Consider the following 22,601-nt stretch of genomic DNA (forward strand, 5'->3'; position numbering starts at 1 on the left):
TTTACTAAGTTACCCTACTCTCTCCTTAACCCAATCGACTACTTCATGTCCTGGGATCGGTCTACTGATGAAATATCCCTGGATTTTGTCACATTTTGTACGTTCAAGGAAGGCCAATTGCTCTGCCGTTTCAACCCCTTCAGCAGTGACATACAACCCCATATCATGCCCCATCGTTATAATCGAACTGGCAAGTGATCTATTGTCTGCTGCATCGATACCATCGATAAACGACTTATCAATTTTCAAAGTGGTAATTGGTAGCTGCGTCAAATAGCTTAAGGAAGAATAACCCGTTCCAAAGTCATCCAATGCAATCCCGATCCCTTTATGCTTCAAGAACTCTAGCTTCTTACTAATCTCCTCGAAAGACTCCATAAAGATAGACTCCGTAATTTCGAGTTCCAAATATTGTGGAGAAAGTCCCGTATCTCGCAGAATCTTAAGCACCATATCCGTGAAGTCATCCATCATTAATTGAACAACTGAAATATTGACTGAGATATGATAATTTTTGTAGCCTTGTTCCTGGAGCCCTTTAATAAACCCGCAAGACTCACGCAACACCCATTCTCCAATAGGTACAATTAATCGAGAATCCTCTGCTATTTTTATAAAAGATAACGGCGATACAAAACCAAGCACAGGGCTGTTCCAGCGGATTAAAGCCTCAAATCCCCAATTCTCACCTGTACCAAGATCTATCAATGGCTGGTAATGTAGAGAAAGCTCATCATTCGCTATTACATTTCGTAATTGGTTCTCAATGATCATCCGTTCATCGAAATGCTGCTGCAAGGCTTCCCCGAAAATAACAAAGGTTCCTTTCCCCGTCTCTTTCGCTTTATACATGGCGATATCCGCATTTTTCATCAACTCTTCCGCATTCAAGCCGTTCTTAGGATACCTAGCAATTCCTATACTTGCTGAAATATAAACAAGACTTTCATTTAACAAAAAAGGCTCCTTGAAGTATTCAACGATAGACTCTGCATAAGCCATAACCTCCGCAAACATGGTGGTTTCCTGTAGCAAAATAACAAATTCATCCCCACCGAGTCTGAAAATACTACTACTTCCATCCGCTAGACCCTGCAACCGCTCCCCAACTTTAACTAACAATTGGTCACCAAAGGGGTGCCCCTTTGTATCATTAATATATTTGAAATCATCGATATCCAAAAAGAACAATGCCGCCTGATCATCTGAACGTTGCTCTATGAACGTCCTTAATTCCTCCGTTAAAGACAGTCGGTTCGGTAGACCGCTTAACACATCGTTATAGGCTAGATGTCGGTATTTCTCCTCACTAGTCTGTAGCAGCACCTGATTGTTTACTAACTTGTTGTATTGTTCCTGCAGTTCATCTTGCAGAGCTGTAAGCTCTTCGTAAGTAATCTCCAACTCCTCGTAACTCACTTGTAGCTTCCGTCTCATCCGTTTATCTCGAATCACATAGAACACTAGAACAGCGATAAACGCTAGTAATACAACAAATACTCCAATGATACTAAGGACAAGACCTCGATAGGTTTCGTAGAAAGAGAACGGTTTGTTAATAATCTCGCTGTCACTCGGTAACTTATTTATTGAAATATGAAACCGCTGCAGCTCATTGAAGTCAAACACCTTGCGGTTCAAATTGTTCGAAGCTATCGGTATGTCTTCGGGAGCTGTTCCATGCAAAATTTGCAGTGCCATATCCCCAGCAGTATGTCCTTGATTGATCCCGCTAACGAGATCCCCGCCAATCACTCCATGGTTCAATGCATACTCGTAAAGTCCATATACAGGAACACTGCTTGTCGAGCTTATTTCACTTGCAAAGCCATCAAATTCAATAATTTGTCCCGTGGAATCGCTATAATAGGTAGTCAATAAAATAATGCTGTCCGAGCCAAGCTGGGATACCTTCATCATAATTTCTTCATTAGAGAGAGCATTCATAGGGATAAAATTCAACCCAGGATCTAACGACGAGATCTTTTCAGCAACTAATTTCCCTGTGGAAATACCGCTCTCTGTATTATCATAAACAACATATATATTCTTAATCGATGGATTTATTTCTAAACTCATCCGTATGGTTTCTGTTGGATCAATCTCTTCAATTACTCCAGTAATATCCTTCTGGTCTATTATACTTTCCAGGCCAACCCGATTAATCCCGCTAAATACAATGGGAGCCTCATTCAGAATCTCCTTGCGATACCTCATTGCAAAATTAAGCGCGCTATCGTCTGTGACTATAATTACATCAATATGTATTTTTGCATACTTTACTTTAATCATCTCATAAAAATTCTGAATGTTAGCGTCTGTCGGATATCGTTTCCAATCCATATACTCACTAAAAATAACTGGAGTTGTTTCCGCCCCTTTTAGCTTCGCTTCAATACTGTTATTCTGATCATCTGTCCAAGTATAGCCCTTATGGTAGGAATTCAGGATCAATACATTCTGAGTTGAGGTCTGCTTCGCATTAGCAGCTTCTGGAAGATATATTGTTAAGCTGAGGCCTATCACAATCAACAATACAGCAATCCAAACCTTCGATATCCTGAGATAAATTCTCTCTTGATCCATCTGTGCACTCTCCCATTCATCTACGCTCTTAAGCTATACCTAAATTTTTAAAATGGGGAAATTCGACAAATTACTCACTTCTACCTTAATTCGTTGGGCTTATTACTTATTCCTTCTTTTAACAAAAATATGCTTTAATTTTAAAGCTATTGCAGAGGATTTAAGCATATAAATCCGCGCCGGATGGGGCTTTCAGGAGGAAATTAGCATGGCTTGAAGATAGAGCTAAGAATTGGTTGAGGATGCGAGAGGAGTGTGTGGGGAGTTCGAAGATGGGTCGAGAATAGTTGGGGAAGTAGTTCTAGGACCGAATTTAGAAATGAACTAACTGGAATTTCTCCTTATAATTCGTGGATTTTACCAACAATGATGAACAATCGATTGAAATAACTGGAGAATTTCCAGTTACATAGTGGAATATTAGTTTTCCGAAGCATTTACCTGGAGGTTTTCCAGTTAATTTGGATCAGGCATCAGATACCTCCGACTTTTTCTCCATAAATAAAAATAGTACTACTGAAATCATGATTTCAGCAGTACTTCAGTAATGATGTTACTTTACAAATGGAACTCTAACCGGGGCTTGTGGGGATAACAACAGCGGATGATCTCTATGTTTGATTTCTAATCCATCACCTTCTAATAGAGTATAAACAGCTCCCTGCCCATCGACGAAGACGTCTACTAGTTGCCCACGATTCAGAATTTTGAAGCGATAGCTTTCCCATTGTCGTGGTAGCGCTGGACTGAAGCACAAGACACCATCATACAAGCGCATTCCGCCAAAGCCATTCACGATAGACATCCATGAACCTGCCATGGCAGCCATGTGCAGTCCATCTTTGGCATTACGATTGATATCTTCAAGATCCATACGAACCGTACGATCAAAATAGGAGTAAGCTCCCTCCAAGTCTCCGATCTCCGCGGATATAATACTATGAATACATGGAGATAGCGATGAATCATGCGTAGTAAGTGGTTCATAATAATTGTAATTTCTAACTTTATCCTCTAGCGTGAACCATTCCCCAAGTAAGAACAAGGCCATAACGAGATCCGCCTGCTTGAGTACTTGATGACGATAAATGACCAGCGGATGGAAGTTTAATAGCAGCGGATATTTATCCGCTGGAGTGTTGTCGAAGTCCCACTTCTGCTTGCTGAGAAATGTATCGTCCTGCGCATAAATACCTAGCTTCTCATCAAAGGGAACAAACATTTTATTTGCAGCGTCTAACCAGACACTTATTTCCCTTTCCGTCAAACCAATCTCCTGTTGTAGGCGTTCATAATGATGCGGATATTGCTCCTGAAGTAGCCTCGCAGTCTCATACGAATAACATAGCTGATCCTGCACCATCAAATTCGTATAGGCATTATTGTTGACGATGGCTGTATACTCATCAGGACCCGTAACGGCATCAATGCAGAAGGACCCGCCTTTCGCAGGATTGAAATGTCCCATATCAGCCCAGAAGCGCGATGTCTCGAACAGAATTTCCGCACCCTTCGTCACGAGAAAGTCATAATCACCAGTTGCTTGCACATATTGCTTAATTCCATAGGCAATATCGGCATTTATATGTGCCTGAGCCGTGCCTGCAGGGAAATAGGCAGAGTTCTCCTCCCCATCAATAGTACGCCATGGATAAAGCGCCCCCTTCTGTGACATCACCTGGGCCCTCTCCCGCGCTTTGCCAAGTGTGGCATAACGGAACTCTAGTAACGCCTTACTGACCTCCGGCTGTGTATACGTAAAGAAAGGCAGAATGTACATTTCGGTATCCCAAAAATAGTGGCCCTCATACCCTTCCCCAGTCAATCCTTTAGCACCAATATTTGTCACACCATCACGCCCTGCGGATTGCAGCAGTTGATAAGCATTGAAGCGAATCCCTTGCTGAAGCGCCGGATCTCCGCCAATTTCTATGTCCACACGATTCCAGAATTTATGCAGAAATGCCTGCTGCTCAGAGGCAAGCTCCTCGAATCCTCTTTGTTCCGCCATCCGCAGCACTTCTGCTGCTCCGCTTAGCAGTTCATCTTCTGCACAATCCTTGGAAGTATGATAAGAGATATATTTAGTAAATGATATCGTTTCCCCATTCCGCATCGAGAGAGTAAACCCTGCTGAAATGCGCTCTCCATCCAAAGTTTCCGAAATTTGCGCGTCAGATACCGACTGTATCGTATGACTCATAGCTGTCAGTAGAGTAAACTGAGTATGCCGGGTCCTTTGTTTCATCCAAATGAAGTGTTCCTCATGCCTAGCATCTTCCAGCAATAAGTTAGGCTCAGCATTTCCACCTCCTAACCGTGGATCATCTGTTGCCTCCTGCTTAGCAACTTCACCGTTCATTATGGATGTAAGAGTGATCTCTCCCTCAAAGTTCAGCGCCGTCAACTCATAATCGATAGCCGCTAAGTGTTTGTGCTGTAAGGAAACCATACGCCGAATCCGTATGCGTACACGATGACCAGCCGGTGATTCCCATTCTACCAGTCGGTGCAGAATCCCCTTCTTCATATCCAGTTCCCGCTTATAATCATGAATTTGTCCGCTATTCAAATGAAAGGCATGACCTTCAACAGTTAGCTCGATTATTTTGGCATCGGTCACATTGAGCATGGCCTGATTACGTGTGGGATTTCCATATGAACCTTCTGGGTATACAATCGGCTCTGAGTCGTAAAATCCGTTCAAATAATTTCCGATAACCGAAGTACCCCTTGTACCGTGATAACCTTCCTCAAAGTTACCACGCATGCCAATATATCCATTACCTAATGCGAATACACTCTCACTTCTTTGGTTGTTCTCTTCATCATAACGATCCTCACTGAGATTCCACTCATGGTACGGATATAACGCTGCTGGATGCTCGTATGGTTTCATCTTCATCTGTGTATAAATCCTCCTTATAGCAGACTTCATCTGCTGTAGCACTATGATTACTTCATAACTATCCTTTGATCGATCCACCCATAAGACCTCTGACGAAATACTTTTGCAATAAGAAGAAAATAGCTAATGGCATCAACATTGAAATAAATGCGGCCGAGGTAAGTAGATGCCAATCGTTCCCACGTGAGCCGACCAAATCGGCAATTTTCATCGACATGACCTGTACACCTGGTTGATTACCAATAAATATGAGTGAGACGAGATAGTCGTTCCATACCCATAAGAACTGGAAGATCCCAATGGACGCCAGAGCGGGTACAGACAACGGAAGAATCAGTTTGGCAAAGATCGTAAAGTGACTCGCTCCATCCATAAATGCGGATTCGAACAAATCCTTAGGTAATTGGCTTATAAAGTTATACATAAAATACGTGACAAGTGGGAGACCAAAGGCGGTATGTGCTAGCCAGATTCCCAAATAACTGCCGTTCAATCCAAGCGATGTGTAGTCTTTTAACACTGGTATCAGTGCGACCTGAAGTGGAATGACCAGCATGGCGATAATCATGACGAATAAGGTTTTGCGACCCGGGAATCGTAGCCAGGCGAAGGCATAAGCAGCAAAAGAAGCAATCAACACCGGAATTACCGTTGCCGGAACAGCGATCGTAAGTGTGTTCCAGAAAGCTTGGGATAACCCGGATCCTTTCTGCACAGTTTCGCTACCATCCGCTTCTTTGAGCTTATATTCCTTGCCGGACAACACATTTTTATAATTTTCTAATGTAAGAGTAGGCTTAAACGCCCAAGCTTGCTCTTGTACATTAATTGTTCGTGCTCTGCGGTTCTCCCATAGCAGACGGTTGCCATCTACCGTAACGCCCGCTTTTAATTGATCGTCAGTATAGGTCGTGCCATTAACCTCAATCGGCTCTCGCAGATCCACTTCCTTATTAAGCTGAATGGTCTCACCCGCACTCCATTCTTGGTGAGGAAATACCTTCCACCACCCAGTATGCAGAATATCCGTTGCCGGACGGAAAGATGAAATGAATAGCCCAAGCGTCGGCAATAACCAAATGAGACATATGACTCCGAGTACAATATTTACTAGCGTCTTATTGCCTTTTCTCTTCTTCTTCAAGGCCATTAGAATCCCCCCTGCTTGCGGAACTGACGCAAATTAATAATGATGACAGGTAAGACCGCAATCAGCAGAACAATAGCTAGCGTCGAACCGTAACCGAAATTCCGGTACATGAAGAACTGCCGATAGAACTGTGTTGCTACTACTTCTGTATCGTATTGACCTCCCGTCATCACCATGACGACGTCAAATATTTTCAAGGTAAAGACGATGATCGTCGTTGTGACTGTCAGGATTGTCGCTGAAATGTAAGGAATAATAATGCGGAAAAATATTTTTATTTCGTTCGCGCCATCCACACGTGCTGCTTCCAAAATATCCTCAGGAACTCCCTTGATTGCTGCTGAGAAGATAACCATCGCAAACCCCGTCTGCATCCAGATCAAGATGATAATAAGGAAGAAATTGTTCCACGGCTGAATCATACTCGTCCATGCTTGCGGTTCGCCGCCAAAAAAAGTAACAATGGCGTTCAAAAGTCCAATTTGCTCATCGCCTGGTTGATAGTAATAAATGAACTTCCAGATAACCCCTGCTGCAACAAACGATATGGCCATCGGCATGAAAATAATCGATTTAGCGACTTTCTCATAACTGCTGCGGTCCGCAAGTATGGCGATTAACAACCCCATGGCTACACAAGCCAGCGTTCCTATGAACACCCACAGGAGGTTGTTTCGTAGAGCAGTTGCCATCAGGCGATCACTGAAGATGGCGGCATAGTTGCTAAGACCGACAAACTTTTCCGAGCTCGCATTGAAAAAGCTCAAATACAGCGTTCGTAGTGCAGGCAACACCAACAGCCAACCTAGTAAAATAACCGCTGGCCCGATAAAAATATACGGGAGGAATCTTTTGACGATATCATCAGGGTACTGCTCAAGCGCCCATGTCAGGGTGTAGTAAATCAGGTATACGCCCAGCACTCCCCAAATGACGGCAAGTATCGCAGTGATCAGCGGATTAAGCGTTGAATCTCGAAAGAATAAGAAAATCAGGCCATTCACGACGATATTAGCTAATAATACACCGAGCGATAAGAGCACTGCCTTCGTACTGATCCTTTGCTTTGCCTGTGCACTCATAGTCTTTCCTCCTTAAAGTTTTGCGTAGCAAAACTCACTTCGAAAGCATCGAACCCCCTACTACTAATACAAAAGGAGGGGCGGCAGATTTTGTTCCAATCATGCTGCCCCTCCTTTTGTGGTGTCGTGTTACTGGATTAGATCCAGTGAGACGGATATTCTCTTGTTGTGTGTGGACTCGGATTAGTTATCCCAGCCGGATTGAATTTGTTTCAAAGCGTCATCCAGATTAGCTGTTCCACTTACATAGTCGGTCATACCCTTCCAGAAAGTACCCGCACCTACTTTTCCAGGCATAAGGTCGGAACCATCAAAGCGAAGTGTGGAAGCCTCTTGAACCAATTTCGCCATGCGGCGGTCGGACTCAGAACTGTACCAGTCAAGTGAAGCATCATTCATTGGCGCGATGACACCACCGGATTGAACCCAAGTCTTGATCGACTCACCTGTTGTGAAGAATTCCATCACAGCACGAACTTCAGGACGATCATTAAACATCGAGTAGATGTCACCCGCTACAAGTACTGGTTTACCGTATTGCGGATCGATTGAAGGTAAGTAGAACCAATCATAATCTGCATCTATTTTGGCTGTTTCAGGGAAGAAGCTAGTAATAAAGTTAGCTTGACGGTGGAGCCAAGCTTTCGGTGGGTTATCGAACAACGGAAGCGCAGCATCACCAAATGCGGTTGTAACGATAGATTTAGTGCCGCCATATACATAGTCCTTGTTCATCCAAATATCAGACATAACTTCTACCGCATGTTTTACTTCTGGGGAATTGAATGGCAGCTCTCCTTTTACCCATTTGTCATAATTCTCTGGAGTGGTAGTACGAAGCATGATATCCTCAACCCAGTCTGTTGCAGGCCAACCAGTTGCCGCGCCACTTTCAATGCCGATACTCCATGCGGGGTCACCATCTTTAGCAATTTGCTCAGTCAATTCCATCATTTCATCCCAAGTTTCAGGAATCTTATAGCCAGCTTCTTCAAATTGTTTCTTCGGATACCACACAAGACTTTTCACATTACTACGATTCCAAACCCCAGTCATAATCTTGCCGTCTTTGCCATCCATGGTAGCCATATCAAGCCAGCTTTGATTATAGTTAGCTTTCAATTTGGCCTGATCCAGAATATTAGTTAAGTCAATTACTTTACCTGTCTTGGCAATAGAAGCTAGCAATCCCGGTTGTGGGAAATCAGCGATATCCGGAGCGTTGCCGCCATCAACACGAATGTTGATTGTAGCTTCAAATTCCTTAGAGCCCTCATACTGGATATCAATCCCTGTCTTCTCCTCGAATTCTTTGATGCTGTTCTCAAATTTCACTTGATCGGCATCTACGAACGGTCCGAACATGGATACTTTAGTTCCTTTATATTCACCCTTCATCGCAAGTTCCAATGGTGATCCAGTTGTCTCAACAGGAGCGACTGTGGTATTGTCCGTCGTTGCTTGGCTATTATTTGTAGCTGGAGTTGGAGGATCATTCTTAGCAGCGTTATTCCCTCCCCCACATGCACTAAGCAACATGGCAAACGATAGACAAAGCACCAAAGCCAAAGACATTTTCCGTCCTATAGGACTTTTCATCTCTGCAACATCCCCTTTAATCAAATTTAAAGTAAAACATACTTTACTCATCTGAGGGTCTAGTTGATCGATTTTCATAGACTTTTTTGTCTGTTGAGCGCGGATCACCTCCTTCTTGCAAAGGTTTTCAAATAGGTCGGCGTTGCACCGGTTGAATGTAATTAAATTACATAACAGCGCTTACATTTGTACTTTATCATACTTTTTATGTGTTTCCAATATGATTTATTCATGTTTTTTCTTAAAAATCGTGATATTTTCACTATACGAAGCGATTTCAGTGCTACTTTCGGGCTTTATACATTATAGTTTGTGAAAAGCTTTTCAAACCTTGTTGAAAGAAATGAGCAACTCTCATTTTTCCCGAGATGATTCTCTTACAATCAGCTTATGCTCCATCTTCTCTCTGCGTAATTCAACAGATCCGGTAGTGATTAATTCATGCAACTTCTCTGCCCCGCGGTACCCGAGTTCATAAATCGGCTGTGCAATTGTAGTTAGCTTTGGAATGAACATACTCGCCATGCGAAGGTTATCAAAACCAACCACAGACACCTGACCTGGAACAAGGATATTCCGGTCTTTCAGATAAGAAATCGTACCCATAGCAAATTCGTCAGCAACACAGAACACCGCCGTCAAATCTGGAAAATCGGTAAACAGTTCATGGGTAGCTTGATATGCATGTTCATAACGATGGTTAGCGTATTTGATCTTCTCGATGTTACGTTCGAGTCCAAACTCCGTTAAGGCTCTTATGAATCCCTCATAACGCGGTGGACCCGCAATTGAGTTGTCGTGGTTGAAGCCAATCATCCCAATTTCTTTGTGACCCAGCTCGATCAGGAATTTTACCGCATCATAAGCGGCAGCCTCATCATCAATCTCCACAGATGGAATATCATATTCATCCGAATGTGAGGACACAAGCACAAATGGAATCCGACAGCCGACCAATTTGTCATAATACTCGGGATAAAGGATATCACTGGCTAATACGACCCCATCCACCTGTTTCTCATGAAAGGTATCGATGTAAGACAGCAAGCGGTCCTTGTCTCTGTCCGTATTACATATCATCAGACTGTAACCAAGCTTGATACACGCATCCTGAACTCCTCTAATTACCCCTGCGTAATATAAGTTCTCGATATCAGGAATGAGCAGGCCCAGAGTAAATGACTTCTTGTAGATCAGACCACGTGCAAACGCGTTGGGTTGATACTTCAGTTGCTCAACGGCTTCCAACACTCGCTCTCGCTTACTCTCGATCACCGAATTTGGTGAATTCATTACACGGGATACCGTACTAATGGATACCCCCGCCATCTTGGCAACATCTCGAATCGTTGATTTCATCGCATGACTTCCTTTTTTTAGAAAACCTTTTCAAAGCGATTATATCAAGGGTTTTACGAATTGACAATCATGTTTTTGAGGGGCTTGTATAGGGGGCTAGTAGCACTAGCCCCTTATCATTAGCCGACCGAATTATTCGCTTCCGTTTGCTCAAGAATCGTCAGTAAGAAGGACTCTGCCAAACTTTGTTTCTTAATAACCTTTCTAGCCTCATCAAAAGTAAACCACTCCGCCTGCTCAACTTCTTGATTAATTTGCAAGAGTGATTCATCACGTGTAACAGAAACAAAGTTCAGCATCAGCGTATTGGAACGTTCAAAATACATACTTCTCATATACTTGTATTCATCGACCTCTAGTCCTACTTCTTCCTTTACTTCGCGAATAAGCGTCTCTTCTGCTGTTTCCCCACGATTGATATATCCTGCCAGCAAGATGTAATCTTCCATATTATATTGACGGATCAGTAATACCTTATTCCGTTCTTTGTTTAACACTGCTGTGCTAATTGCCGTACTAAAGATGGGAAAACGAAATACCTGACATGTATCACAATAAGGGATCAGTCCCTCTCCGTCACATTCCTTGGCGTGCAATTCCGTTCCACAAGCATAACAAAACTTCATCATCACAAATCCTCCTACAACCTCTGAAATGAATTATTTATTTTTTATTATCCTACCATTGCTTCACAAGCTTTCGGCTACCGTATCCAAATGCTTGAAGACTAAAGAGATGAATTCATTAACAAATTCCTCTTGATGCTCCCTTTTCCTTGATCCTAGTAAAATAGAGTTCGCTGAAGAAATCCCCGGCACATCTACTCTAGCAAGTACACCCCGTTTGAATAAAGGTTTCGCTATTAGAGAGGATACAAAGCTTACGCCATAACCTGCCATTACAGCTTGAATCGTCTCATTAAGTCCATTAAATTGCAATTCAATTTTAGGAGGATTGATCTCTAGCTCCCGACATTGTTGAAATAACCTCTCTCTCGCCGCGCTCCCTTCTTCTCTCATAATAAACGGCTCAGATGCAATTTCTTCAAGTGTCACCTCTTGTGACGAATACTTATGCCCGGGGGCTACTACGAACAAATACTCATCTCTATACAACTCTCGACTTTCAAATAAATCCGCATCAATGAAAGGCACTCCAATATCGCTATAGATCGCTACATCCGCCTCAAAATTAATTAATTTTTCAATAGCATTGTGAGAGTTAACAGTTGAAATATGTACTTCAACTCCACTAAATTGTTGCTTAAATAAAGAGGCCCACTTAGGAATCAGTACACTCGTTGCAAGATAATTTCCCGCAATCCGTAATTTCCCTTCAGGATAGTTATGATAGTCTTCGATTAGATACCGGACCTGCTCCTCGATTGCAAATAACTTCTCCAGCGGCTTAATCAACTTGTTCCCGAGAGGAGTTAGAACCAGACCTCTACCCTGGATTTGCAATAATTTAATGTCGTTGTCTTTTTCAAACTTGCGAATTTGTGCCGATATGGCTGGCTGGCTAATATGCAGCTTCTCTGAAGCTTTCGTTACACTGCCAGTTAACGCAACATAATAAAATAATCTCAGCACATGAAGGTTCAAACTGCATCTCCACCTATAAATTTAGTTTATGTATATTAGATATTATATATTATTAGTTTATATATCTACACATTATACTAGTCTTACATTACGACTAGGAGGAATACAGAATGGAAACTACTTTATATTTGACTCGTCACGGACAAACCGAATGGAACCTATTGAAGAAAATGCAAGGTCATAAGGACTCTCCTCTCACCCCATCCGGTGTTCAGCAAGCCGAGTGGTTAGGAGAACGCTTATCCACCATTCCATTTGATGCTATATATTGCAGTTCCAGTCCCCGAGCGATCACTACTGCAGGTATTATTTCAGGTCATCGAACAACTGAGATCGTAAAATTGGATTCACTACGAGAAATAAACATGGGGCTATGGGAAGGCCAGCACATAGAACAAATCACACAAGATTTTCCTACTCAATTCAGTCAATTTTTCAATGAACCTCATCTATACCAACCAACGGGTCAAGGGGAGAGCTATAGTCAATTGCTAGAGAGAACCCTTCCTTCGATTCAAGATATCTTGATGAAACACAGGGGCCAACAGGTACTTATTGTTACTCACAGGATCACATTAAAAGCAGTTATGAGCTATTTCATGAAAAAACAGCTGAATGAAATCGGAACGATGCCCGACCTTCACCCAACTGCTCTGTGTAAAGTTACTATGAATCATGACGTCCTAAATGTTGATTTATATGGTGACACCAGTCATTACCGGGATTAAGCGCGCCTCACTTCGGGAATTGTTCTAACGGATGAATGAAAAAGTCTTGATGTAAATAAACGTAAAATCAAAATTATTGAACATATACTGGTTGATTCCGATTTTATGAAACAAGTTCTTCGAAATACTAGATCCCTATTGGCATAGAAATTCAAACCCACCATCTCGTTGACAAGATGGTGGGTTTGGAGTGCTTACAACTTATCATTCCCTACTAATTTAAATCTCCGAGTGCAACAGCATACATATACCATGATGCATGTGGTAGCCATTGTTCACCCCAGCGCCAGTTGTCATCGATCACACCAGGGATGGATTTAGTGAAAAATTCAATTCCCTCTTCGTTCGAAGGATCTCCAGTAATCCCGTTACAAATCCCGCCCGGGCAATTCATGTAATCGAAGCCATATACAAAATGGTACTCCGGATTATTCCGGCCTGATCCTTGGAGCATACAGCTGTCATAAGGATTGAGCCCCAGAATCCAATTGAGTTGATGATCTGCATAAACTTGCAGCTCCGCCTTTAAGTTGTCTTGTTCGTCGAGGTGTTTACTTAAAAGCCTCGCAGCAGCGGCAAGAGATGCCAATCTTGCATTTTCACCTTGCCACCATGGGGAAGCCTCCGTTTGATGAGGTAGGAAAAAAGCCGTATATCTACTTCCTTCACTACTTTGGACCAATTGACGTGCAAGACCAAAAGGATTGCTTACTTCTTTGGTAATGCCTAATTCAAACTGCATCGCTTTTTTTACCGTTTCTAGTACTTTAGCTCGCATATCCTTGTTCTTCTCAATCTCTAAATAGTTCAGCAGTGCGATCGCTGGCAGTCCTGCATCTGAAGGATGAAAGAACGGACGCCCTTCGTCATTGGCACTCCAATAGTCCTTCCAATCTCCACTGGAATGTAAATATTCGAGCAATCGATCCGCGCTTTCGCCAGCTTTTTTGAGATAATCTGGTTCCAGAGAAGCTTTATATAATTCAGTAAGTGCTGTCAACGTACAGTATTCATCAAGAATATTGGATCTTCCATCATTCAGATACCGATGATTGTTCTCCTCTAGATAAGAGTAAGCTTCCTTCGCCGCTTCTAGATATTGTTCGCGTGTATAGTCTCCTGGATAAGAATACCTACTCGCCGCCGCCAAGGCAGCAATGGCAAAACCCGCTCCCTGACGAAATCCAGTCTCATAGGATTCATCAGTAATGACCTCTTCACCCGCTGTTGCTGCATCTCCGAACTGTGTGGATGAACCTTTATATTGGAAGGAGATCACCCGATCCTCCGCTTTCATAAACTCACCTACCCGCTTTACCGAGCGAAAAAAGGTCCCTGAAGGCGCCATCATCCTATACATATAGTCCGCACCGTACATGGCTTCGTCCATGATTCTGCGCTTGAATTGGAAATAACGGGGATTCCCTGAATCCTCAAGTAGTTCATGCGCTTTAAACAACACCCAAGCTGTAAATGATCCTTGCTGCGGATTGAAGTAGGTTGTATGCGACTGATGAGATAAGTGTTTACCATAATCTCCAGTAGCATCATACCATCCTCCGTGCAAGTCGTGACGACCTTTTCTATCTCCGGCAAAAGGGATGTGATGATCTGCCCTGTCGAAATCACCGGTACAGCGCTGTGCTTTGAAATAAAATATAACATCTGAAAGACTTTGTATTCCCAGTAGATTATCCTTAATTAAAAACTCATAGGAACGAAGGTTTCCTGCCGAGGTGTCACATTCAATATAATAACTTCCTTCTTCTTGCACGCTATCAAAATCTAAAGTCCAGAAGTACCAGTCCTTCCAGCGGTTCACTGGACCACTGTTCACAGCTGTCCCGCTGTATACTACGGATCCTGTTGCTCCCTCAACAATTCGAAACTTGCCGGCCTCGTCGCCGTCTTGTCCAATGATAACTGCGTGTTTTGAAGCACAGCGGGCATAGCCTATATGATTCATCAGTATTTTCATTGTTACTTCATTCCCCTTCCGATGCATTATGTGTATGGATGAACTTAAATAACTTCAATTCATTGCTTCGTAATTCCACGCTAGACACGACGCTCCGAGCAATCCAACGACTTGTGGGCCAAGCTCGGTGAGCGTGATTTCTTTCAGTGCGTTACTGGGAACTTTCGCCGCGTGCTCAAACACAAAAGTACTCAATTCCTTCATTAACCACTCGTCTTGTAGGACTCCGCCCCCCATAATGATGGCTTCCGGGTTCAGTATATTCACTAGATTAACTAGAACGATGCCCATGGACCAGATGAATTCCTGGTGGATTTTGCCCGCTAATGGATCTCCAAGCAGCGCCGCACGAAAAATATCCACCGAGACGACAGTACCGGATTGTATCTTGGAGGCCAGTATAGAGTCAGGATAATCCATTAGCCAACGATTAGCCCGGTGGATCATTCCTCCTCCAGAGGCGGCTGTCTCCAAACACCAATTGCTCCCGCACATACAAGGTTCCATGTCTTTTCCGACAAAAATATGACCGATCTCCCCAGCATAGTTAGCTGCCCCACGCACCAATCTACCATCACTTACAATACCGGCTGCAATCCCCGTCCCGACATTTACATATAAGAAATTTCTGTATTGACGTCCCTTACCCAGATACATTTCAGCGAGGGTTGCCGCATGAACATCGTTGTCTACTGCAATATCAAAACCATATTTCGCTTGTAAGTCTTCTCTGAAACGGACTTTATCCATCCCAGGCAATCTCATGCTTCCCATCCATTCCCCGTGTTCAAAATCGACATGCCCGAAGACCCCAATGCCGATGGTCTTGGATACATTTCTTACTTGTTGCAAATCGATATAATTTGCAATCGAATCGTATATACTGCTTCTCAGTAACTGTTCTGATGAAAGATCGATGTCATACCGTTGTTGGTGGACAACCTTCCCTTCCTGTGTCACAGAACCGATAAGTACTTTTGTCGCACCAATGTCAATGCCTATGGTAAACGGTTCATCTGGATACACTCTGCATCTCTCCTACAAGTGAAGTTATTTAGTTCATATGACTTACTTACTTCTAGAGCATCTCGGCAGCTTCCTTATCTAGCATTACCGTTAGAAAAGGGTGTAATTGTAGAACAGATGCAGGGATCTCCGGTGTAATCTGACCATATATTGCCTTCTTAATGATCTCCGCCTTGCTTTTCCCTTTGGCCAGCAGCAGGATTTGTTTCGACATCATGATCCGCTTGATTCCCACGGTAAGCCCCTGCTTCGGAACCCTATCCGCAGACCCAAAAAATCCAGCCTTCATCTCGGCAGTCCTGCTCGCCAAATCTTTTACATGTGTATCTAAATGGAATTCAGTCCCCGGCTCATTAAATCCAATATGACCGTTGGTTCCTATACCCAGTATTTCAAGATCTACAGCATGCCTGTCCAGAAGAGCATTGTACTCACGGCAAGCTTTGTCCAGATCCTCCGCCATGCCATCAGGCATATGAATATTTCCACTTTTTATATTGAGATGATTCAATACCTGATTACGAATTCTGAAGCTAACGCTTTTGTGATCTTCCGGTGACAGTCCTACATATTCGTCTAGTGTAAACGCCTTCAATTCTGAGTAATCCACATTCCATTGTTTATACAAATTCACAATTTCCTGATGAAGCCCTATGGTGGTCTGCCCTCCAGCAAAAGTTAGAACGCTATCCGGTTTCACGATCACTTGCTTTGTTACTTCAAGCGCCGCTGCAATATCTAACTCTTGTTCCGTATCTTTTACTATAATCCGCATGAAAGCACCTCCGTGATAGTAAGGATACACTCTTTAATAGTAACTCTCCCCCGTACGTCACAGTGGTCCAAAATCCTCTAATCTAGGGGTAATATTCTATAGTGTGTAGATAAAAAAAGAGGGTAACCAGTTTTATCTGATTAACCTCTTTTACCTTAGTGAATTAATATTTTTATAATTTTATCTTTGAACTCTTCATCCAAAGCAATATATTTTTGGCACTCATTTAAGTATTTAAATATAGCCTTTAATTTTTCCGAGAAGTTATATACTACAAGAAAACAGTTTGGCGCTTCTCTATCTTTAACAAAATATATTTCCTCATTTTCTCCCGTTAAATAGTATATATTATACGTTTCTTTAACGTCGCTCCTTTCTAAGTTAATAGCGTATTTTTTCTTATTAAATATCGAAAAATATTCATCCCCAATAACTCCTAATAGAATTTCGTTTAATTTATCAAAGTCATTACTCTCCAGTTCTAACAACTTATTTTGTATCTCCTCATCTTTAGAAACTCCTCCAAGACGAATTCTGGCATACAATGCTAAAGCCACAGTTCCTACACCAATTTCTGAAAACGTGGCAACCGTACGCGGCTTTCCACGTTGGACTACTATCACTTCATAAGAAGATTTGCTTTTCTCTGATAACATCACAAATATTTCTGGGTCTATCATGTCCGTTCTGTTAGAAATTCTAGTGTAAACTTCTATATTATTATCTTTGTTAACTGTTACAACGAAGAAATCACCCAAAAACGACGTTAAAAATTTATTTTGATCCATATAATTTCACCCTCACTTTTTAACGGGAACTTTTATTAGGTAACCAAGATCAACCAGTTCCTCTAAAGAATATTTATCTCCATCAGGCTTATACTTAATGTACTGTAACCCTCCACCTGGTCTATCAAACCATGGTGCAATAATACCACCTTCGACTTCAAAATCCTGTACTATTTTATACACATAATAGTCTGCATAGTCGCTATGTGGAGCAAGCGCCCTTTGTTCATATGGGATACCTTCTGGTGAAAAGAAGTTCCCTACTGGAGAACCATATCTATCAATTAACATGCCCTTTTTTAGAGTCATATCCTCTGATATTCCCAGCAGAAAACCATTAATGTTAGGATCACCATTTTCTCCCGGCCAATTTATATTACCAGTTTTTTGATCATAATATTTGGGTTCAGTATAAACTGACTGATACTTATTATATAGTTTACCATCTGGAGGATAACTCCAGTCACTTATCCTTACTCTATCTTCTACACTTAATCCATTCTCTGCATAATCCCAAAATTGATTATAACGTTTGGTATCTGCCGGACTCATAAGATCTGCAAAAGTGTCTGAATTTACCGTCCCCCCAACACTGCTTTGCATTTTTTGAACCTGTCCAACTTTTCCAAATTTATTGTTACCATTATTAATTTCAGGTGTTCCGATCGATGTTAGTTCAGCTATCCTATCAGCACTTGCTGCACCACGCATAGCAGCCTGAAAATCGGCCGAAAGCTCAGTTAATTCCATTTGCATCTCCATTTGCATTGTAATTAATTGAGCTTCTAGCACTTGTTGGCCCTGAGTTTTTATACCGGGCTTTTCACCAGTGACAAATTCTATAAGTGGATCTACCAAATACTTGTCTATAAAATCTTTTTTTGCCGGTTGACTTTCCCAGTTGCTATTCCCCATCCCCTCAACCACTGCCGTCCAGTCCACCTTAGCAATTGCAATTTCGATTGCTATTGCATCGTAGTTCTCCATCGCCCATGCCCTATATTCCCTATCTCCCATGCTAAGTCGAATCATCGTGAGAAGTTGATCATCTGTTGGCATGATCGAATAATCCTGCTTTAATGGGTTGTACTGGCAGGCAGATAATGGCGTTCCGGTATATTCTGATGTTAATTTTACATTCGCATCATAGAAGGTTTTGCTGACTCCGAGCTCAGACAACAAGGCCCTTGCTTTCTCCGCCTCCGCATGTGCGACTTCCATATACGAGGTTTGTCCAAACTGCCTATATATCTCATAGGCGGCTTGACTTCGTCCCACTTCGATTAGCGTATCACTGATCTTGTCTAATTTCTGCCCGGCTTCCATCTGCGCTTGTATCGAACCATGCTGCATCATCTCCAGCAAGGCAGCAATCTCAGCATCCCCTTTATACTTTAGCATGCGATCGATTAATGTCGTTCTTTCCAGTTGCAACGTAAGACCGCGGAAGGTACCGAACAAAAAGGGCGGGATCGGCGTTGTTGTATACCATTTGGGTGAATCTTTTAATAGCTGATTAGAAAAGCTGCCCCATTGACTCCACCTATCCCGTTGTATCATGGGAAGCCCGTTCTCTTGTGGTGGGCTTCCCCAAGACTCTACCCTCGCGCTCCCTTTCATCAGCGCTATCGCATCCGCCACATTTTGTAGCTCTGCTCCTTGGATTTTGGTGATGGCGAGTCTGATGAAATTGCTCAATTGCTCCGAGTCATCCGCCAGGTGATTGATCTGAGATTGCGCAAGCTGAGCTTGACCTGACACGCGGGAATACAATTCCCCATCCATTTGGGCAAGGAAACCACTCATCTTTGTACGCAAATGATTCGTATCGTCAGATATTTCTTGCAAATCCTTCTGTAATTTCCCCATCCGGCCCTCTTGAAACATCGATTTCTGAGCCACCTGTTTACTCCCTTCTTGCTAAGATGAATCACTCTCGCCTGTGGCCAAAGAGCTCCGAATCTTTATTCGAAGCTCTTTGTCTTAGGTGGGATGGATTACATCTTTCGCGTTTATTGCAGTTCGGACGTCTGCCTTCGCCAATCCTTAAACGCGTCATTACTTTTATGTATTCTTTATCATCGATTTGATAAACTCTGCACGAATTACGGCTTGATTTGGTTAAAACGTATGATCTACATAACCGTGTACATTTTCTTTATTAAATGTTTCAAGTACCATAATATTACATATTATCTTGTTAATATATCACTTTTCCACATTTCCTGTTGTCGAAATTTGTATTATATAAAAATTTATTCCTACTATCTAAGAAACTATCTACTATACATTTCGCACTATATTAAAGGACAAAGCAGCTAGCTTAAAACGTTGCCTTAACTTTATATGTTAACTGGCACGTTACCAAATTTCTTTCCTGCACCGTAATCATCGTTGTAAGAGTCAGTTCGGTTGCAGATAAAGTACTATTTATAACACCTTTAATATAGTTGTCGTTCTATACATCTTGAAAGGTGCGATTTTTTTCTTTCTCAGTATCACTATCGTTATATGGTATTTTACAGGTGCGAGTAATTTTGAAAAAACCGCAGATAACAAAGGTAACAAAAAACAGGTCAATCATGGTGGTATCTGACCATAATTGACCTGCTAGATGTATCGGAATAGCGTCATTTAGGGTATAAAATTAAAGCATTTGATGTGCGTACAACCGTAATGACGAAATCTTTATACGGGTATTACATGGGTTATATGTGTTATTGGCTTAATGATGGGTTCATTCGGCACTGGGTAGCCCCATTGAGTCTCTATAAAGAGTTTACACAAAAATCTTATACAATGGCGTTAAAAGGGGCATGACCTGTTTCAGCATTCCTTAATAATGTTGGTTTTCTAAAACGTGAACTAGTTTCCAATTTAAATATGGCGGTATCTCCTTCCATCTCCATAAAAGATACATTAATCCATATGGGAGCTTTCGGAAAAAGCCCACCTAAAACCCCAACAACATCTTCTAACAATAGTTTTTTACCACCAATATTCTCTTTAGATAACACAAGACGTTTCATCATTTCATCGCCACCATCTAACATTTTCCCATGTTCCTCGACAGGCTCTATAACAAATTTAACTATATCGCTCGAAATGTTCCTAGCCTTCTTTATCTTATCAACTGCTTTATATAAATTTGTTGAAAAAATTTCTTCATTCATTTGAGTTGTCATAATATCTCCTCCCTTTATTTCAATTTAGTTGACTGTACTTTCTTTAATTTCCCTAAATCAACATAACCGTTGCTCGTTAGTTCTAATTGATATATTTCTAACCAAGCGTTTTCTGTCTTTATTCCAGCATTATTAAATATTTGCTCATAGTTTTTAGCTTGCTCAGCTGTTGGAGTATAGTGTCCTGATTCATTTGTTATCCTTCTAATATTTCCATTTGCATCGACTTTTAGTTTTCCAGCAGCTTGAACATCAGCTCCATTAGTTAAATAAGAATGTCCTCGTCCAACCTTTAAGTTATCATTTACATCTATGACGAAGTCAACCTCTTTAATTCCATCTCGAATCTTAACTTGACCATTCTCCAAAACATATTCAAAACTCTTTCCTTGCTGAATCTCATTTGGATATCTGTTTTCAATTATTTGGACAGGTCTAACATCTCCCGTCCCCTCAATATCCCCTTCTACCTTAGCAACACTCGGTCCATCATGTATAGTAGGCGGTTTCGAAGGGCCAAATTCCATCTTCCCCGTATTGGGTACTATCATCTTGAAGCCTTCAGGAGTCTTAACCATTTGTAAGGGTAATCTACTCGCAAAAGATTCTGGTAACCGCGACACTGAAGCTGGATATTTAAACTTCTTCACCTTTTCAGCTACCGAAGTCACTGCTTCGACTGCTTCAGCCACTTTTGCCACTTCCGCTACTTCAGCAGTTACTTTAACCGCTTTTGTTACTTTCATTACACCTAACATTTGTTTTAAACCTTTGGGGCCGTCTATAGCTGATACAACTTCAAATACTCCTCGCGAGAAAAATTTGAATCGGGACTTGGTGCCACCATTGGTTACATCTCGAATATAGGATTTTGCAATCTGTGCCGATGTATTGATTATTACTTGTCGTTGAAATTCCTTTACTTGGGGTGAATTTCCAGCCATAAGTCCTACAGAGATAACTGTATCAATAGGATGCTTTACAGCCTCAACAACTCCATCAACCAAACTTAGATGTTAGTTTTACATTCGCATCATAGAAGGTTTTGCTGACTCCGAGCTCTGACAACAAGGCATCTTGGATTGCTGTGCCTTACGTTCCCAGTATCTACGTTCATACTCTTTTTGCTTCTTCTTGTTTTCAGGTTTTTGCCGCCATTTCCGTCTGTACTCTCTTTCGTACTGACGGCGTGCTTCCAATGCTTCAGGACTTAGTTGTTCCATTCGTCTATTCCTCCATCACCAATTCAATAATGTCCTCGTCATCTACAATTTCAATGATTCCAATCTCGTTTGCCGACTCAATAATCTCTTCTAGTGATTCAAATCTTTTTATCAACTTCTTACTCAATTCTGTTCCCCACCAGTTCTGTCAGCTTTGTTCGTTGTGACTCCAATAGCTGTTCAATTTCCTGTATTTGATCCTTTTCTCGTTGTACCACTAGTACAGCTTCTCTTCCTGTTTCTTCCAGTTCTATCTGTTGACGGGCTAACACTTTTTCGTTGTACTGTACAGTCTCACGTAATCCAGATGCTTCTCTTTCCAAGCTATCTATGCGGCGTAGAATTTCCAGCCTTGGGTGTCCGTCCTTCTGATCTGGCCTGTTCCAGTAGCTTGCTTATTTCTGTGGCTATTTGAGGGTCGGTACTGCCAGATCGTCTTAACTCCTCTGCCTGTTGCCGTAACTCTCGTGCCTTCTGACAGTACCCCCTTACTTCCTCTACTATTTCCACGTAATCTGCTTGTGCCTGGTGCCTGTGCAATTAAGCCTACCTTTTCCTCTACTATCTGTACTTGTTTTGCCATGTCATTCAGCTCCTTCGTTTATTTTCT

19 protein-coding genes and 1 pseudogene are annotated in these 22,601 nt (G+C 42.0%); 1 reads left to right on the plus strand and 19 read right to left on the minus strand.

What is annotated here, in order from left to right:
• Positions 1-9 precede the first annotated feature (9 nt).
• The 8 genes from EJP82_RS11035 to EJP82_RS11070 form a co-directional block, all read right to left on the minus strand.
• Positions 10-2,586 (minus strand): ABC transporter substrate binding protein, encoded by a 2,577-nt coding sequence (locus EJP82_RS11035; protein ID WP_127192102.1) that lies wholly within the window; start codon positions 2,584-2,586, stop codon positions 10-12.
• A gap of 553 nt (positions 2,587-3,139) precedes the next feature.
• Positions 3,140-5,491, minus strand: coding sequence for a glycoside hydrolase family 65 protein (locus EJP82_RS11040; protein WP_246054045.1), 2,352 nt, complete (start codon positions 5,489-5,491; stop codon positions 3,140-3,142).
• Between the two features lie 61 nt (positions 5,492-5,552).
• Positions 5,553-6,644 carry a carbohydrate ABC transporter permease gene (locus EJP82_RS11045; RefSeq protein ID WP_127192103.1) on the minus strand — a complete coding sequence of 364 codons (1,092 nt, stop codon included), beginning with the start codon at positions 6,642-6,644 and terminating at the stop codon, positions 5,553-5,555.
• Complete coding sequence (locus EJP82_RS11050) at positions 6,644-7,726, minus strand: carbohydrate ABC transporter permease (protein ID WP_127192104.1); 1,083 nt, start codon at positions 7,724-7,726, stop codon at positions 6,644-6,646. The genes EJP82_RS11045 and EJP82_RS11050 overlap by 1 nt, the downstream gene beginning before the upstream one ends.
• 183 nt (positions 7,727-7,909) lie before the next feature.
• A complete protein-coding gene (locus tag EJP82_RS11055; protein WP_127192105.1) occupies positions 7,910-9,325 on the minus strand; it encodes an ABC transporter substrate-binding protein in 1,416 nt (471 codons plus the stop codon).
• Between the two features lie 354 nt (positions 9,326-9,679).
• A complete protein-coding gene (locus EJP82_RS11060; protein ID WP_127192106.1) occupies positions 9,680-10,684 on the minus strand; it encodes a LacI family DNA-binding transcriptional regulator in 1,005 nt (334 codons plus the stop codon).
• A 119-nt stretch (positions 10,685-10,803) separates the two neighbouring features.
• Complete coding sequence (locus EJP82_RS11065; protein ID WP_246054046.1) at positions 10,804-11,313, minus strand: NAD(+) diphosphatase; 510 nt, start codon at positions 11,311-11,313, stop codon at positions 10,804-10,806.
• 60 nt (positions 11,314-11,373) lie between these two features.
• Entirely contained in the window at positions 11,374-12,288 is a 915-nt protein-coding gene (locus tag EJP82_RS11070) for a LysR family transcriptional regulator (RefSeq protein ID WP_127192107.1), read from the minus strand.
• A 110-nt stretch (positions 12,289-12,398) separates the two neighbouring features.
• Here EJP82_RS11070 and EJP82_RS11075 point away from each other — a divergent pair, with 110 nt between their 5' ends.
• On the plus strand, positions 12,399-13,016 hold the full coding sequence (locus tag EJP82_RS11075) for a histidine phosphatase family protein (RefSeq protein ID WP_127192108.1): 618 nt from the start codon (positions 12,399-12,401) through the stop codon (positions 13,014-13,016).
• Positions 13,017-13,230: 214 nt separating this feature from the next.
• Here the strand turns inward: EJP82_RS11075 and EJP82_RS11085 are convergent, their stop codons facing one another.
• From EJP82_RS11085 to EJP82_RS28390, 11 genes and pseudogenes are all read right to left on the minus strand, one after another.
• On the minus strand, positions 13,231-14,994 hold the full coding sequence (locus EJP82_RS11085; RefSeq protein ID WP_170220172.1) for a glycoside hydrolase family 9 protein: 1,764 nt from the start codon (positions 14,992-14,994) through the stop codon (positions 13,231-13,233).
• A 54-nt stretch (positions 14,995-15,048) separates the two neighbouring features.
• Entirely contained in the window at positions 15,049-16,020 is a 972-nt protein-coding gene (locus tag EJP82_RS11090; RefSeq protein ID WP_127192110.1) for an ROK family protein, read from the minus strand.
• A gap of 52 nt (positions 16,021-16,072) precedes the next feature.
• On the minus strand, positions 16,073-16,795 hold the full coding sequence (locus EJP82_RS11095; RefSeq protein WP_127192111.1) for a glucosamine-6-phosphate deaminase: 723 nt from the start codon (positions 16,793-16,795) through the stop codon (positions 16,073-16,075).
• A gap of 155 nt (positions 16,796-16,950) precedes the next feature.
• Positions 16,951-17,583 carry a hypothetical protein gene (locus tag EJP82_RS11100; RefSeq protein ID WP_127192112.1) on the minus strand — a complete coding sequence of 211 codons (633 nt, stop codon included), beginning with the start codon at positions 17,581-17,583 and terminating at the stop codon, positions 16,951-16,953.
• Positions 17,584-17,595: 12 nt separating this feature from the next.
• A complete protein-coding gene (locus tag EJP82_RS28380; RefSeq protein WP_127192113.1) occupies positions 17,596-19,485 on the minus strand; it encodes a TNT domain-containing protein in 1,890 nt (629 codons plus the stop codon).
• An 890-nt stretch (positions 19,486-20,375) separates the two neighbouring features.
• Positions 20,376-20,768 carry a hypothetical protein gene (locus EJP82_RS11110; RefSeq protein ID WP_127192114.1) on the minus strand — a complete coding sequence of 131 codons (393 nt, stop codon included), beginning with the start codon at positions 20,766-20,768 and terminating at the stop codon, positions 20,376-20,378.
• 14 nt (positions 20,769-20,782) lie between these two features.
• Positions 20,783-21,196 (minus strand): annotated as a pseudogene (locus EJP82_RS11115) (hypothetical protein); the annotation flags it as partial.
• Positions 21,197-21,790: 594 nt separating this feature from the next.
• Positions 21,791-21,991: a hypothetical protein gene (locus EJP82_RS11120; RefSeq protein ID WP_127192115.1), complete on the minus strand. Its 201-nt coding sequence runs from the start codon at positions 21,989-21,991 to the stop codon at positions 21,791-21,793.
• Between the two features lie 4 nt (positions 21,992-21,995).
• A complete protein-coding gene (locus tag EJP82_RS28645; RefSeq protein ID WP_281278190.1) occupies positions 21,996-22,118 on the minus strand; it encodes a hypothetical protein in 123 nt (40 codons plus the stop codon).
• Entirely contained in the window at positions 22,111-22,314 is a 204-nt protein-coding gene (locus EJP82_RS28385; protein ID WP_246054047.1) for a hypothetical protein, read from the minus strand. Before EJP82_RS28385 ends, EJP82_RS28645 begins: the two co-directional genes overlap by 8 nt.
• 5 nt (positions 22,315-22,319) lie before the next feature.
• Positions 22,320-22,574: a hypothetical protein gene (locus EJP82_RS28390; protein ID WP_246054048.1), complete on the minus strand. Its 255-nt coding sequence runs from the start codon at positions 22,572-22,574 to the stop codon at positions 22,320-22,322.
• Positions 22,575-22,601: the final 27 nt, after the last annotated feature.

The sequence above is a fragment of the Paenibacillus anaericanus genome, from assembly GCF_003994475.1.
Taxonomy (GTDB): domain Bacteria; phylum Bacillota; class Bacilli; order Paenibacillales; family Paenibacillaceae; genus Fontibacillus; species Fontibacillus anaericanus.